This is a genomic window from Bacillus sp. JJ1764 (assembly GCF_036962145.1).
Taxonomy (GTDB): domain Bacteria; phylum Bacillota; class Bacilli; order Bacillales; family Cytobacillaceae; genus Neobacillus.
The window spans coordinates 27,901-41,716 of sequence record NZ_JBALNY010000020.1 but is presented as its reverse complement, the minus strand read 5'-3'; the positions used below and the strand labels follow the sequence as shown (position 1 = coordinate 41,716).

Annotated in this window: 11 protein-coding genes; 4 read left to right on the top strand and 7 right to left on the bottom strand. The window is 41.0% G+C overall.

Annotated features, from left to right (window positions below):
* The coding region (locus V7083_RS03340; protein WP_335475354.1) for an LCP family glycopolymer transferase at positions 1 to 657 on the top strand (657 nt) is incomplete at its 5' end.
* 128 nt (positions 658 to 785) lie between these two features.
* Complete coding sequence (locus tag V7083_RS03335) at positions 786 to 2,057, top strand: flippase (RefSeq protein WP_335475352.1); 1,272 nt, start codon at positions 786 to 788, stop codon at positions 2,055 to 2,057.
* A gap of 42 nt (positions 2,058 to 2,099) precedes the next feature.
* Here the strand turns inward: V7083_RS03335 and V7083_RS03330 are convergent, their stop codons facing one another.
* The 4 genes from V7083_RS03330 to V7083_RS03315 all read right to left on the bottom strand — a co-directional run bounded on the left by V7083_RS03330 (position 2,100) and on the right by V7083_RS03315 (position 7,975).
* Entirely contained in the window at positions 2,100 to 3,020 is a 921-nt protein-coding gene (locus V7083_RS03330) for a glycosyltransferase family 2 protein (protein WP_335475350.1), read from the bottom strand.
* A gap of 137 nt (positions 3,021 to 3,157) precedes the next feature.
* A complete protein-coding gene (locus V7083_RS03325; RefSeq protein WP_335475348.1) occupies positions 3,158 to 5,716 on the bottom strand; it encodes an Ig-like domain-containing protein in 2,559 nt (852 codons plus the stop codon).
* A 296-nt stretch (positions 5,717 to 6,012) separates the two neighbouring features.
* Complete coding sequence (locus tag V7083_RS03320; RefSeq protein WP_335475346.1) at positions 6,013 to 6,975, bottom strand: peptidoglycan recognition protein family protein; 963 nt, start codon at positions 6,973 to 6,975, stop codon at positions 6,013 to 6,015.
* A 106-nt stretch (positions 6,976 to 7,081) separates the two neighbouring features.
* Positions 7,082 to 7,975 carry a CPBP family intramembrane glutamic endopeptidase gene (locus tag V7083_RS03315; protein WP_335475343.1) on the bottom strand — a complete coding sequence of 298 codons (894 nt, stop codon included), beginning with the start codon at positions 7,973 to 7,975 and terminating at the stop codon, positions 7,082 to 7,084.
* A 340-nt stretch (positions 7,976 to 8,315) separates the two neighbouring features.
* On the opposite strand from V7083_RS03315, the gene V7083_RS03310 reads away from it, so the two are divergent.
* Complete coding sequence (locus tag V7083_RS03310; RefSeq protein WP_335475341.1) at positions 8,316 to 8,615, top strand: DUF4359 domain-containing protein; 300 nt, start codon at positions 8,316 to 8,318, stop codon at positions 8,613 to 8,615.
* A gap of 263 nt (positions 8,616 to 8,878) precedes the next feature.
* On the opposite strand, the gene V7083_RS03305 is transcribed toward V7083_RS03310, so the two are convergent.
* The 3 genes from V7083_RS03305 to V7083_RS03295 are packed head-to-tail and all read right to left on the bottom strand — an operon-like array spanning position 8,879 to position 11,739.
* Positions 8,879 to 10,648, bottom strand: a complete 1,770-nt coding sequence (locus tag V7083_RS03305; protein WP_335475339.1) for a hypothetical protein — start codon at positions 10,646 to 10,648, stop codon at positions 8,879 to 8,881.
* Positions 10,635 to 11,597: a hypothetical protein gene (locus V7083_RS03300; RefSeq protein WP_335475337.1), complete on the bottom strand. Its 963-nt coding sequence runs from the start codon at positions 11,595 to 11,597 to the stop codon at positions 10,635 to 10,637. The genes V7083_RS03305 and V7083_RS03300 overlap by 14 nt, the downstream gene beginning before the upstream one ends.
* Positions 11,590 to 11,739 carry a hypothetical protein gene (locus V7083_RS03295; RefSeq protein ID WP_335475335.1) on the bottom strand — a complete coding sequence of 50 codons (150 nt, stop codon included), beginning with the start codon at positions 11,737 to 11,739 and terminating at the stop codon, positions 11,590 to 11,592. Before V7083_RS03295 ends, V7083_RS03300 begins: the two co-directional genes overlap by 8 nt.
* A gap of 200 nt (positions 11,740 to 11,939) precedes the next feature.
* Between V7083_RS03295 and V7083_RS03290 the strand changes: the two genes are divergently transcribed.
* On the top strand, positions 11,940 to 13,718 hold the full coding sequence (locus V7083_RS03290; protein WP_335475333.1) for a vWA domain-containing protein: 1,779 nt from the start codon (positions 11,940 to 11,942) through the stop codon (positions 13,716 to 13,718).
* Positions 13,719 to 13,816 lie beyond the last annotated feature (98 nt).

Sequence of the window (13,816 nt, the reverse complement as noted above, 5' to 3'; positions counted from 1 at the left end):
GATACCCGAACAAAATTGATTAACAATGAAAATCCAAACAAAAATCGAATTGCGAAAATTAACGCTGCCTATGCGTATGGCGGAATTGAAGAATCAATCGATACAGTCGAAAACTTCCTAAATGTACCGATTGATTATTACATCAAGGTCAATATGCAAGGGTTCAAAGATATTGTCGACGCGGTAGGCGGTATTGATGTTGACAATAAAATTGCCTTTAATCTGGACGGAGTTACCCTTGAAAAAGGACCACAGCATTTGAACGGAATTGAAACTCTGATGTACGCACGGATGCGAAAAGCGGATCCTCGAGGAGATTTTGGCCGCGAAGAAAGACAGCGAGAAGTGATCTCCAAGATTATTGCCAAAGGTAAATCTATTAAAACATTAACGAAATACGATGATATTCTCAAAGCACTGGAGAACAACATCAATACAAACCTCAATCTATCAGATATGATTGATATTCAATCAAACTACAAAGTCGCTGCCGAATCCATTGAAAAGCTTCAAGTTGAAGGTGAAGGCAAAATGATTAACGGAGGCTGGTATTGGGTTGTAGATGATGAAACCAGACAAAGCCTTTCAGACAAATTACGCGAGCAATTAAATTTGCAATCCGAAGCAGTAGCAAAAATCAATACGTATTCTAACTAACTCTTAAAAGCCCATTTAATTTCCAAATTAAGTGGGCTTTTTTCGTTTCTACATTGAATCTTTTCCTATTCACCGTTATGATAATAGAGGTGCAAAAAGGTTAAGACAAAGGAGCATTCTAAAACTAAATGTCACATAAAAAACGTTTAATCACTAACTTTCTATCTTTGGCTAGCGTGCAAGGTTTAAACTTAATTCTGCCTCTCATCACACTGCCCTATTTAATGCATGTATTAGGTGCGGGGAAATTTGGTTTGGTTCAATTCGCACAAGCTCTTATCCAATATTTTATCATTTTTACCGATTACGGCTTTAATTTAACCGCAACAAAAGAAATATCTTTAAATCGTGATGATAGACAACAAGTATCAAAGATTTTTTCATCCGTCATGACGGTAAAAATGGTGTTGCTCATTGTCTGTTTCTTAGTGATGTTACTATTGGTCCTATTCATACCGAAGTTTCAAGAAGATAGCATTATTTACTTCCTAACCTTTGGAATGGCCATAGGCAACGCACTGTTCCCAATCTGGTTTTTCCAGGGGATCGAGCATATGAAAGTTATCTCTATCTTGAATATTATTTCTAAACTCATTTTTACAATTGGTATCTTTGTTTTGGTGAAAAACAGTGATCAATTTTTAATCGTCCCTCTATTGAATTCACTGGGATATATTCTAATTGGTGTGATTGCCTTATATATTGTACTCGTGAAATATAAGGTGAAACTGTATTTACCAACTAAAGCTGATATCATATTTCAACTGAAAGAAGGATGGGATATTTTCATCTCCACCTTTGCGACCACAATGTATACAACCAGTAATACCTTCATCTTAGGCTTTTTTGCCAGTAATACCGTAGTAGGCTATTATGCAGGTGCAGAAAGGGTCATTAAAGCGATCACCACGATTATTGCACCGCTGATTCAAACTGTCTATCCTTACTTAAGCAAGGCACTAAAGGAATCCAGACAGTCTGCTTTAAATATGCTCAATAAATTATTTATTTTGATTACCGTGCTGATGGGAATTCTGTCCCTCTTCGTGGTACTTTTTGCGAAGTATGTGGTTTTGATTGGTCCTGAATATGAGAATAGTATTCCTTTACTGTACATTATGGCTGGGCTACCGCTGATTTTGGGATGGGCCAATGTGTTTGGAACCCTAACGATGATTAACTTTGATTATAAAAAACAATTATCACGCATCTATATTTATTCCAGCATCTTCAGCATTGTCTTAATTGTGCTGTTAATCCCGACATTTAAAGAGGTCGGAACGGCCTATAACTCATTGCTCACAGAATTGTTTGCTACCATGTTAATGGCGATCTTCCTCTGGAAAAAAGGCATTCATATTTGGAAGTTTAAAGAGCAAATGAAAGTTAGTGAGGAATAAAAAAAACGCAAAGGATTCTCGAGTCCTTTGCGTTTTTTCCTATTAATAGTTCTTTATCGAATATAATAATTTGAAAATAAGTGTATCCCTATGATTCTGCCGGTAAAGTGGAGTGTTCAAACTATACCCCAACCGCTTGAAAAAAGAATTCCGCTTATATAAGAAATCTTCTATTTCCTTTCGATGCGCTTCGGTCAGGTCATTTTTAAATAAGCGATAGAACTCCTCAGCCTGCTTTGTGAATGGCTTGTCCCTGCCCGTTTTCTGAAAGTTTTTATAGCGAACCATTGCACTTTTGATTTTATTGTCAGCCATTCCTAACGTGTTGGAGGAATGCTGACGATACAGGAGATGGGATTCCGGGTCATAGACAATTTTGCCAAACGCCGCCCCCAATAAATAAAACCAAGCATCATGCATGGTAACCTTATCCACTGCCGGAACATGTGAAATAAAGAGCTCACGCATTGCTTTGTTAAAATGAATCGTGCATCCTGTCGCCACATTTTGAATCAAGGCATTTTCAAAGCCGACACCTTTCGGGGGAATTTGAGAGTGCTTTAAAAATTGCAGATTCTCATCGACAATTTCCAGCCGTGAAAAATATAAGACAGGAACGCTGGCAGCTTCTTTTTCCATCAAAGCAACTGCTCTGGATACCTTTGTCGGCTTCCAAAAATCATCCTGATCACAAAAGGCAAAGTACTCAGCAGAATCCGATGCTTTTTCCACCAATTCAAAGAAACTGGAGATAACTCCTTTATTCACAGTCTTGATCAACTGGATATTTGAATGTTCGGCTGCATAGGATTCTATTATGTTGACCGTTTGATCCTTCGAGCCATCGTCACGTACCAGTATTTCAAGGTTTTGATAATCCTGTTGGAGAAGACTGTCCAGCTGCTGAGCTACATATTTTTCTCCATTATAGGTAGATAATAAAATCTGTACTTTTTTCACCATAATACTCCCATCACTTTCTATTATATGTACATATTATCATCAAAAGGGTCTAGGTTTCATTCCATTTCAATAATTATCCCAATTATACTAGCAAAAAAGGATAACCCGGAAATGAGTTATCCTTTCAGTGCACATTTTTACTTAAACGTTAATGCCCCTCCATATACCCAGCCTTGCTGGCCATTGGCTAAAACCCGGTACCAACGGTAGTCGTATGGATATTTGGTCGCATCTCCCTGGTAGTATAAAACATCTGTATTGTATCCTAATACTTTTACATCCGTTCCAGCTGCTAAAGATTTAAGAGTTGTGGAAGTGGAGACGTACGGTAATGATCTTAGCGTAACGCCACCTGGATTAACGGTTGCATAAGTATCTACAGTGTTGTTAATAATAATATCCGATGGGTATGGTTTTCCTGCTGGAATATCCCTTCCAAACAATGGAGGATCTGTTGATGAAGCCCCCATAACATCTGATTTAAAATATTGAGCTGCATCAAACGGTTTAAGGCCCAGCATGAGATTTGCAATGCCGTTCGCCCAATTTTGATCCGTTGCATATCTAACATTCATTCCTGTTAAAGTCGGACCATTATAGTAACTTCCTGTAGAGTTCAGATAATCCCGTCTGACAACAAAGGCTTCATAATTAATACTGTCTCCTGCTGTCGGGAAATAATATCCACAAGTAAAAGGACAGGAATCATAGGCACCATACCCAAATAGGTTGTGCTTATAGTTTTTTAAATTGGACCCGCCCCAACCTGTTTCCCAAATCGCATGGGCAACAAGATACTGTGCATTCACACCATACTTGCTCTGTGCATCAATAAAGTATTGAGCGTAATCTTTTAATGGACTGTCAGCATGATTCTTTTTATTGAAAAAATCAATAATGTCAGCTGCTGTGATATTCGATGGCTTTCTTAAATCGATTTGCAAATAAGGATTTCCATTAGAAACAAAAATTGTATTGTTAATAGTAGTAATCGAGCCATTTTTTCCAGTTTCTTTCACAGTAATGGTATGCTGACCTTCAGAAAACATTAAACTGTTCACGGTTAACTTGTATCCGGAGTTAGAATTTTGGAAATCCGGATAGGCATTAAGGACATCAGGACGGTCACTTCCATAAGTGGCTGTACCAATACTTTTGCCATCCATCAATATTTCAATCGTGGAGACACCGCTTAAATCTAAAAACCAACCGCTTACCACCATGTCGCCTTTCACCATCGAACCATTTAATGGAGAATCGATCGAACCGATTGCCGGAGGATTTTGCACATTTACCTTAACGCTGTTTAACGTATTGGAAACTCCGTTTTGGCCCGTCTCTTTTACCGTTACCGTATGTTGGCCATTTGCTAAACTTCTCGTATTAAAAAGTAGCTTATAACCGGCATTGGTATTGTTATAGGTCGGGAATGCTTTATAGACATCAGCTCGTGGAAGACCATACTGGGCTTCGTCTACACTTTTGCCGTCAATTAAGACTTCAATCTTATATACGCCGCTTACATCTAAAAACCAGCCGCTGACTACCATGTCGCCTTTAATCGTTGCTCCATTTGATGGTACATCCAATGATCCCTTTGGTTCCGGATTCTGCACATTTACTTTTACACTATTTAGTGTAGTCGTTGAGCCATTTTTCCCTGTCTCTCGAACCGTTACAGTATGCTGTCCTGCTGTAAGGCCACTAGTATCAATTGATAACTTGTAACCTGAATTGCCATTTTTGTAACTAGGGAATACTTTCGCCACATCTGGACGAGATAGACCGTACTGAGCTTGGCCCATATTTTTCCCGTCAACCAAGACCTCAACCTTGGAAACTCCGCTTGCGTCTAGGAACCAGCCGCTAACGTCCATTTTCCCTTTGATTGAGTCATTATTTGACGGGGTATCCATCCAGCCTCTTGCTATAGTATTTTGTACATTCACCTTTGCACTGCTAAGAGTAGTGATAACACCGTTCTTCCCAGTTTCTTTAACTGTCACGGTGTGCTGACCGTTTGAAAGGCTGCTCGTGTTAAAAGTTAACTTGTAGCCAGAGTTCGTATTATTAAAACTTGGAAACACTCTCGCGACATCTGGTCTGGATAAACCGTACTGGGCTTGTCCCACACTTTTGCCATCAACTAGGACATCAATTTTAGAAACACCGCTTGTATCTAAAAACCAGCCGCTGACAGTCATGTCACCATTAATTGTTGCAGCATTAGCTGGAAAATCCATACAGCCCCTTACGGCAGCTGCTATCGCATTTTGTACATTAACCTTCGTGCTGTCCAGCGTTTTCGTTGCACCGGTTTTGCCAGTCTCTCGAACTGTCACTGTGTGCGGACCATTTGTGAGAGTCTTTGAGCTCAAAACCAGGTTATATCCTGAATTTTGATTATTATATTGCGGATATACTCTGGCTACATCCGGGCGTGACAGGCCATATTGAGCTTGTCCGATGATTTTTCCATCGACGAGAACATCGATTTTTGCTACGCCGTTTCCGTCCAAAAACCATCCTTTAACGATCATGTCGTCTTTAATCGTTGCACTTTGAGTAGGTAAATCAATATATCCAGTTGGGAGCAAAGCTACATTGCTTGCCAAAGCTTTATGTTGACCAAATACTGCTAATGTAGTAAAAAAAGAGGCAAACAATAGTAGTTTTTTTGTTTTCTTTTTAATCATATTCACCTCTATTTTAGATAGATTTATATAGTTTCATAACAATACAGACTAATAATAGCAAACTATTATTTTTTCGACAATCACCATTCGACATTTTTCTTGGAAATCTATTTCCTATTTTACTATTAATATGTACTATTCGTAAGAAATATAAAAAGGAGTATACTACTATTTTTATTTATTACTTTTCATAAAATTACAATTTTCGACAATTATAAAACAATACTTTTATCCTGTTTTTCAAAATAAACAGGAAAGGAGTTTAACCAAATATAATTGGCTTCAACTCCTTTTTTCTAAAATATAGCTGACCACGTTTTCGACCCAACTATTCCATCGACACTAAGACCATGTTGCTTTTGGAACTCTCTTACAGCTGCTTCTGTTCTCGGTCCAAATGTTCCTGTTGGACTAACTCCCAACATTTGCTGGATTCGCAAAACATTTTCTCCACTTGAGCCTCTTTGAATCAAATTACCTGGGTATGGGATGCTATCAGCTTGTTTGTTACGCGCTGCAGGGTTATCAATCCAATAAAGATTCTCCCCACCGTTTCCGTCAATCCAGTTTGCACCGCCAACATTATGCCAGTCTCCTTGACGGGCGTAAACATCAAATACTTCTCCTGGCTCAGTGTCCCGAACAAATTCGGAGAGATGTGTCGGTGCTTTTCGGATATCGGTCCTCACCAGCGCACGGACCCTCTGAATAATTGTGTTACTTTTAACAAACACAGGATCCGCTGGTACAATCGGCTCAACCTGAACCGTGTTTCTTTTTAACATAGTGATAAAGTCATTCCAATTAATACCTTTTTCTCCACTTCTTAAATACCTCGGACAGTTTTTTCCGGTCCAATGGTTATGTTGAACAATATTGGAGATGGGAATACGAAACCGCACCATCAACTCCCGAACCACTTCACTTGTATTCCGTACTGCCTTCTGGTAATCTCCATCAGCATTGACACAAATTTCAATATGAATCGACTTTGTATTCCCTGGCCCATTACGGCCATCCCCAGCTGCCCAGGCAATTTCATCAAATGGAATGGATTGGATCGCCTGATTTTCATCAACCTGCATATGCCACGAAGCCTGCCTGCTATTACCGCGTTCTTGCAGCCGGGCGTGCGCAACTGCATCTGCACCCCGAGCCGGATTATCGGTTTCATGGATCGTAATATACATAGGCACCATCCTAATTCCCGGCCGTGTTTCTTTATTAGATGCCGGGATCTGCCGCTGAATAATATTCATACATATCCTCTCCTCTACTATTTATATATGCAAAGGAGTGGCATCTGGATAGGGCCTCGCCTCATTGAAAAAGAAAGACAGCGACTGTTAGTGGTCGCTGCCTTTCCTATTCCGCAATATTTGTGTGGACGTTCTCCACCAATCTTATTTGACGATTTTTCCTTTTTTCCATAATAAATAGTGTGATATGTACGATTAATACAACAAGAGCAAATAATTCAACGGCATAATCGAGATAGTACCAAGACACCGTGGCGGTTATGTCATAAATAGAATGGACCAGCACGGTCAGCCACAGATTACGTGTCCATAAAAGGATGATACCAAAAAGGAAACCCATATTGGCAAATGTCACGATTGTGCCAATTTTCACCGTCCAAGCAGACTCGGTATCCAAAGTATGGTCCACACCAAAAATAACCGAAGTCAAAAACAGCGCAACCATCAGAAAAGGATCCCTTGAACCCGTCTCCCATCGTTTGGAAAATAGCTTTTTGCACACTAAGAGAATAAGAATGATGTAGGCGAGACGCCAAACCTCTTCAAGGCCGGCCAAGGAATCCGTATATAGATCATCTCCAATCGTATCAATCTTATCAATAAACGACCAAAATGGAGTCATTTTAGGAGCATGATTTTCTGGAACTCCAGACTGGATTTCCGTATAGGCCTGCACATATTGATCATAGTCAGTGCTAAAATCCTTAAACACCATATTGGAATAGATATTAATGATCGTACTCCCGAGAAAAAAAAGCAAAAAGGCACCGGTAAATTGTAGGGTCAGCTGCCGCTTTGTTTTCGGGGCAGCGTGTTCATCCCTTAGGCGAGGATGCAGCTTCATACCCACAAAAATGGAAGCCACCATCACCGCATCATACAGTGTGCTGGCCAAATAACTATAACGGCTGACATAAAGCAATATTTCAGCCCCAATTGCTACAATCAGTAGCGCAACAAGTAACTTTTTCGAAATTGTTTGTGTTAGATTCGTCGTCATCCCGTCAGCCCCTGCTTGTAAAATTTATCTCTGCTATCTTCCCAACATATATACCGCGGCTATCCCCAAACCGTTTAAGAGAATAAGGAATAACACGCTGGCAATCATCCATTTCCATGTTCTCTTCATGAAGATATCCCCTTTTATTTGAGAGTTTATAATAGTACTAATTTAACATAGGAAATTGCCATTATCACCTTATTTTATTCGTAGAGATTAGAAAGTAGAAGCTTCTTTTGCATGGTGTCAGGCGGTTTCAAACGTTTGTTTTGTTATTTTTCCGGCGATACTGTCATATGAATGTACAAGCCAATTTTTTATAGAATAGGAGCCGAGAAAAATGAGACGCATGTTTTCACTCATTCTCTTAATTGCCGTTATTTATGTCCTATCCAACACGAACCCAAGCCGAACAGAATACATCGACTGGATCAACCACAAGAAGATGGACCAATCCTCCAATATTTTGCAAAAAGGAATATTGTCGGTTGCCGGAAAGCCTCTCTTTGACGCTGGCACTACGCAAAAAGATTACTTTGTCTTTTCAATTTATAAAACGGACTTTACGGACGCCGGGATGGGGAAGCTTACAACGGTCGGGGTGTTTAATCGGTTTTTTACGGTTTCGGAGGTGAAATAGAGCTTTTGAGCTGGTTTAATAAGGGGTGTCTTGGGAAGAATGTGGCTTTCTTGGACATCTCTTATTATTTTTTGGAGAGTGAATGTTTTGCATCGGTTCTATCGGTCTTCTCTTTTATTTTTTTGTAGCGGGAATTCCTGGAGACCCATTCTATCGGAATTCTCTGGGCCGGTTTTCTCGCGGGATGTCCTTCAGATGCTCTGTTAAAATTTATCCTCACCACATAATAATAACCAGCCTGCCTATTGAGGCTGGCCCATTCTCTATTCCACTTTCTCCACCTGAAACACTGGAACTTCAACCAGTTCGTCGTATTCATTCGTAATGGTATCATATCCATGAAAGACGCCAATAATTGAGTAATTCTGATAAATGGTCAGATCCACACGACCTTTCAGCAATAAGTACTTCTTTTCCATTCGGGATTTGCTGGCATTGAATTCTTCTGATAACACCACCAGTGCACCATCGTTGGTTTTTGATGCCATGAATGCAGTGAAACGTACTTTTCGGTTGGTATATTTCAGAATGTCTCTTACATCAATATCAACAAAATCGACCTTTATCTTGGTAAAACGGTAGTCTCCGCTGCCATCTGCCTCATAATAGCTGAGCTCACCCTCACCTTTTCCTACTGGGTTGTCCACTACCACTACACCCTTCGACTCAACTGTTAAAAGGTCTGCGTCGATATCCAGAATTTTTCTTAATGATTCTCCCCGGACTTCATAGGCCAAATAGCGATGTTTCCGAGTTGAAGATTTCGCATCAATAAAGATAACAGGAGTGTCGGATGCGCTTAGTTTGCTATTGAATCCTAACTGATTTACAGCCGGTGTTCCGTCTAAACTTTCTTGCACCACCGACATCGGATTGTTGCCAGTAAGTTTGCCAAAATATAGGCCGCCATCTTTGGAAATTGCGGCCACAACACTGTTAGCCCCCCATTTATTTCGTGCATCAACAAAGCTTGTGAACTCCTTGTCTGCAAATTGCCGCTTCAGCACCCGAATAGGTTCCGCCTGGTCCCAGGCCTGATTGGCGTCTGCAATTAATTGACCTGTACCAACTAGAGGCTCTAACGCGTCATAAATAGCAATGGCGTCAGCAAACTTTTTTCCGGTCATGAAATTTTTTGCCTTTTCCAACAGGCTCTCCTTCGTTCGTCCTATAAAAGAAAATACATTGGCATCTCCCATTTCAGCCGACAATTTTTGAATCGTGCTAGCCTGTACGGCAAAAGCGGTATAGTCTTTCTTGGTGATTGCCGCCGTCAGTGCCTTTACCAAGTAGCGGTCCAGTTTCTCTTTCAGCCAGATGGAATCTATTGAAAATTGCGCCAGCATGCCAAATTGCCGTCCGCTTTCGTTGACTATTTCTACAACCGAAGCATTGGCTGATATCAACTTTTCAATTTTGCTAGCGTAATAGGTTTGGAAAGAGCTTCGAATCGCCTTTTTCTTGGCGACTTCCCCTCCATAGTACTCCGCAGGAATCATGTTTACATTTTTATGAATTGCTGTTTCATCCGGATGACGGTTTGATAACTTAGCCCATTCCGTTTCTTTTAAACGTGAAAAGTAGCGGGATAACTCCTGATCAAGACCAGTCAATGCAAGCATCTCTCCATACATGTCCTTTTGTATCGGAGTTCCATTCAGCCAATTTTTACTGGTGACCTGCCATTCCTTATACAATTTGACAAGCTGTTTCAGGTCCTTCTTTTTATAATAACTGTCGGCATTGTCAGAGAAGTCCTCCATTTTCTCGCGGATCGGAGATAATATTGAAAGCTTCTCCTTTATTTCAGCATTATGGTCGGTAACGGCCACATTGAGCTTTGCTTCGCGGAACTTTTTCTCGGCCGCCACCAACTTCCCGTCATGATACAATTTTATCGCTTCCTGATAATCAGCTAATTTTTCATGTGCCATCACCCATTTACCTGCAACAAGTACCAGGAGGAGTACGAAAATGACGATAAGAATATTCCTCGAAATGTTAACTTTTTTATAAACACTAAGTTTGAGCATAATCTGGAATCCTTTCTTCTAAAGCAAACCGCTTAAAATCGGGGTCGTAATGATATTTCACAGCCACTAATCGCTGGGTCTTTTCACCAAGGCTGCCCCAGTTGACATCAGGATTCGCGTACATCATTTGGCAAAGCCTGAGAATCCGATCCTTAGGAAGATACTCTAGGAAATCTTCGATGAACCCTGAAAACTCAAGGATATAAAGCTTCATCCGCAACGCTGTACCGGCTGCAGCAATGAGGGGTGTCACGCCGAAATCTCGGATAATCTCCAGACGATGCGTTACAAAATAGGCGATACACTTTTTGGTAAACAGATTTCGCTTCAGTTTTAAAATTTCCAACGCATAGTTGACAAAGTCTTTATCATAACGGGACGGAATCAGTGACTCGAGTTCAAGGTCCATGTCAGTTCTGAGGATAATATCGTTAAGAATCATGATTCGGCGGATTTTCACTTGGTCAGCATGGATAAACTCACCAATCTCTCGCAGTTTTTCGTATGCTGAAACAAGCCGCCCCGCTTTGGTATCCTCCTTTGCCAGCTCACTGTCATAGTGGAGTCCTGCTTTAATTTTTCGCAAATCAACCCGCAACAGTTTCTTTAATTCGGTTACATACTCGGTTTTGAAAAAACTTAAAGTAAGAACGATATACCCCATGCAAAAAGTACTGCCGGAGATGAGGGTGTAATAAAGTGTTTGTACAGTCGGGGAGGCAATGATACCAATACAGACAAAAATTAAGATCCATAGGATTTCGTTAAGTAAACGATTTTTCACTATTTTTTTCGTGAGGATTTCGATGCCGATAAAAGGTGTTCCGCATTTTGGACAGGACTCCTCATTCAATACGGAGTAGCGATTGCATTTCTTGCACATCTTAAGCTTTTGGAAGTGAAATGTTGTTCGATATCTTTTTGAAAATTGGAAAGCTTTTTTAGCCAATGGAATCACCTTCATTGATCATGATGATTAACTCTTCATCAATATCCTGATAGGTACTGCTGTTTCGTTTATTTTTGAATAATTGGTAGCCTTTCCGGAATAAAATGATAGCCAGTAGAAATGTTAAAACGATGATATACATTGCGATTCCCCTTTTTTCGCTAGAATCATAAGTAATTTTCAATTTTTTCCATAGTTTCTTTTTAATTTTCATTATAATAACAAAATTTTAATAATTCTATACAATTATCATTTGGGAATAAGCTGGGTTGGATGGTAAAATATTATTATAACGCTAAAATTTGTAAATTTTTAGTGAAACTGCCAGTGGAGGTTCGACAGATGCGTAAAAAATGGTTTAGTAGATTATTAGTTATCATCTTCTTGTTCTGGAATTTTCACTCTTATAATGTACGCGCGGAAAGTTCGTTACATGCCACATCGCGGATTGAGGGGATGCTCGTCGTTGATGTCAGTAATTCGATGAAAAGCAGTGACCCTAATAATATTAGTTATGAAGCTATGAAAATGTTTATTGATATGGCTTCGTTAAAAGGCGACAAAATCGGGGCGATCTCTTATGCGGATGAGGTTATGCGTGAAAAGGCACTCGTTACGATCCGTTCCGCCGAGGATAAACAGGATTTAAAGGAATTTATTGATTCCCTTGAAAAATATACATATACAGACCTTTCCTCCGGAATGAAGGAAGCAGTAAAGGTACTGGACAGTAGCCATGAGCAAGGGTATTTTCCGCTAATTGTGCTGTTGGCGGATGGGAATAATGAATTGGATCCGAAAAAGTCCAAATCAATGAAGCAAGCGGATGAGGATCTGACGAAGGCCGTCAATGCAGCAAGGTCAAAGGGCTATCCGGTTTACACCATTGGGTTGAACGCAAATGGGAAGCTGAACAAGGGCGTGCTAACGGATATGGCGAAAAGCACGGGCGGGAAGTTTTTCGAAGCCAGTTCGGCTGACCAGCTTCCGGCGATTTTAAGTGAGATTTTCGCCAATCATTTAAAGTTAAAAATCGTACCCGTTCATCAATTAGTCGGGAACGGGGATTTTCAGGATGTAAAGTTGACCGTGCCGAATGAAAACGTGTTGGAGGCCAATATTTCGTTGATTTCCAACCAGCCAGTTGAGGTAAAGCTGATGGATCCTTCCGGTAAGGAGCTAGTGGTTCCATCCGATCAGGTGTTGCTGTCGCGTTCGCGGACCTATTCATTAGTTAAGCTGATGAAGCCAGTTCAGGGGGATTGGACGCTGAAGGTCAAAGGGGTTCCCCAGGATAAAATTGATATTAATTTGGTCTTTAACTATGACCTGCAGCTTAAGCTGGAGTCACTAGCGAAGCAAAGCTATAAAGCCGGGGATACGGTGCAGATTGGGGCGTATTTCGAGGATAATGGGACCGCCGTTTCCAACCAAGAAATCTATCAATCTATGAAGGCGAAGCTGCTGGTGAAGGATTTGGATAAGGGGAAAACCGAAGAGGTGACTTTGACAGCCGGGGATCAGGGCTTTACCGGTCAGTTCAAGGTTGGTAATTCGGCTGCATATGAAGTTGTAGTTCGGGCGGAGGATAATAGCTTTTTCCGTGAGACGGCACCACAAAAAATTGAAGTGATGCAAGGGGCCACCGCGCCTGCTGCTGCCAAACCGGCTGCCGGAAGTACCGAAAATGAAAAAGCATTCCCATGGCTTTATGTTGGGCTAGGAGTGATCGGGTTGCTGGTACTGGCCGGACTGGGGTACTTCTTGGCTAGAAGGGTGAAGCATGCCAACCGAGGCTTTAGCGGCCAGTTCGTCGTGGAAATCAAAGACGAAGATACCGGCGAGCGCACCAGTCCGCAATATAAAAAGCTGAAGGGCTTCAAAGGCAAATTCCGCCTGCATCAGCTGCTCTCACTAGCGCCTGAATTTGCCGAAACCGACCAAATCACCTTCAAGCCGCTCTCAGGCGATGCTCTGCTGCTAATCAACAACTCAGGGTGCACCATCGAAAAAAGCGGCCGCGCCGTCGACGCCAAAAAAGGCTTGCCAATCAAACGCAATGACCGCCTTCGTGTCGTGCTAAAGCAAGTGAACAAATCCATCTATATCGAATACTTTTAGTGTTGGTGCCTGACACCTTTTTAGGCATTTTGAAAAGCACCAGATGTGCCATTTGGTTCCAGCCACTCAGGGTGTCCACCTCACGCGGACAAAAGTGA

Coding starts and splice junctions, on each gene's coding strand:
- V7083_RS03315 (WP_335475343.1), bottom strand. CDS start 7,975: ATGACGACGAATCTAACACAAACAATTTCGAAAAAGTTACTTGTTGCG.
- V7083_RS03295 (WP_335475335.1), bottom strand. CDS start 11,739: ATGTATATCATCGTTTTAACATTTCTACTGGCTATCATTTTATTCCGG.
- V7083_RS03325 (WP_335475348.1), bottom strand. CDS start 5,716: ATGATTAAAAAGAAAACAAAAAAACTACTATTGTTTGCCTCTTTTTTT.
- V7083_RS03330 (WP_335475350.1), bottom strand. CDS start 3,020: ATGGTGAAAAAAGTACAGATTTTATTATCTACCTATAATGGAGAAAAA.
- V7083_RS03335 (WP_335475352.1), top strand. CDS start 786: ATGTCACATAAAAAACGTTTAATCACTAACTTTCTATCTTTGGCTAGC.
- V7083_RS03290 (WP_335475333.1), top strand. CDS start 11,940: ATGCGTAAAAAATGGTTTAGTAGATTATTAGTTATCATCTTCTTGTTC.
- V7083_RS03320 (WP_335475346.1), bottom strand. CDS start 6,975: ATGAATATTATTCAGCGGCAGATCCCGGCATCTAATAAAGAAACACGG.
- V7083_RS03310 (WP_335475341.1), top strand. CDS start 8,316: ATGAGACGCATGTTTTCACTCATTCTCTTAATTGCCGTTATTTATGTC.
- V7083_RS03305 (WP_335475339.1), bottom strand. CDS start 10,648: ATGCTCAAACTTAGTGTTTATAAAAAAGTTAACATTTCGAGGAATATT.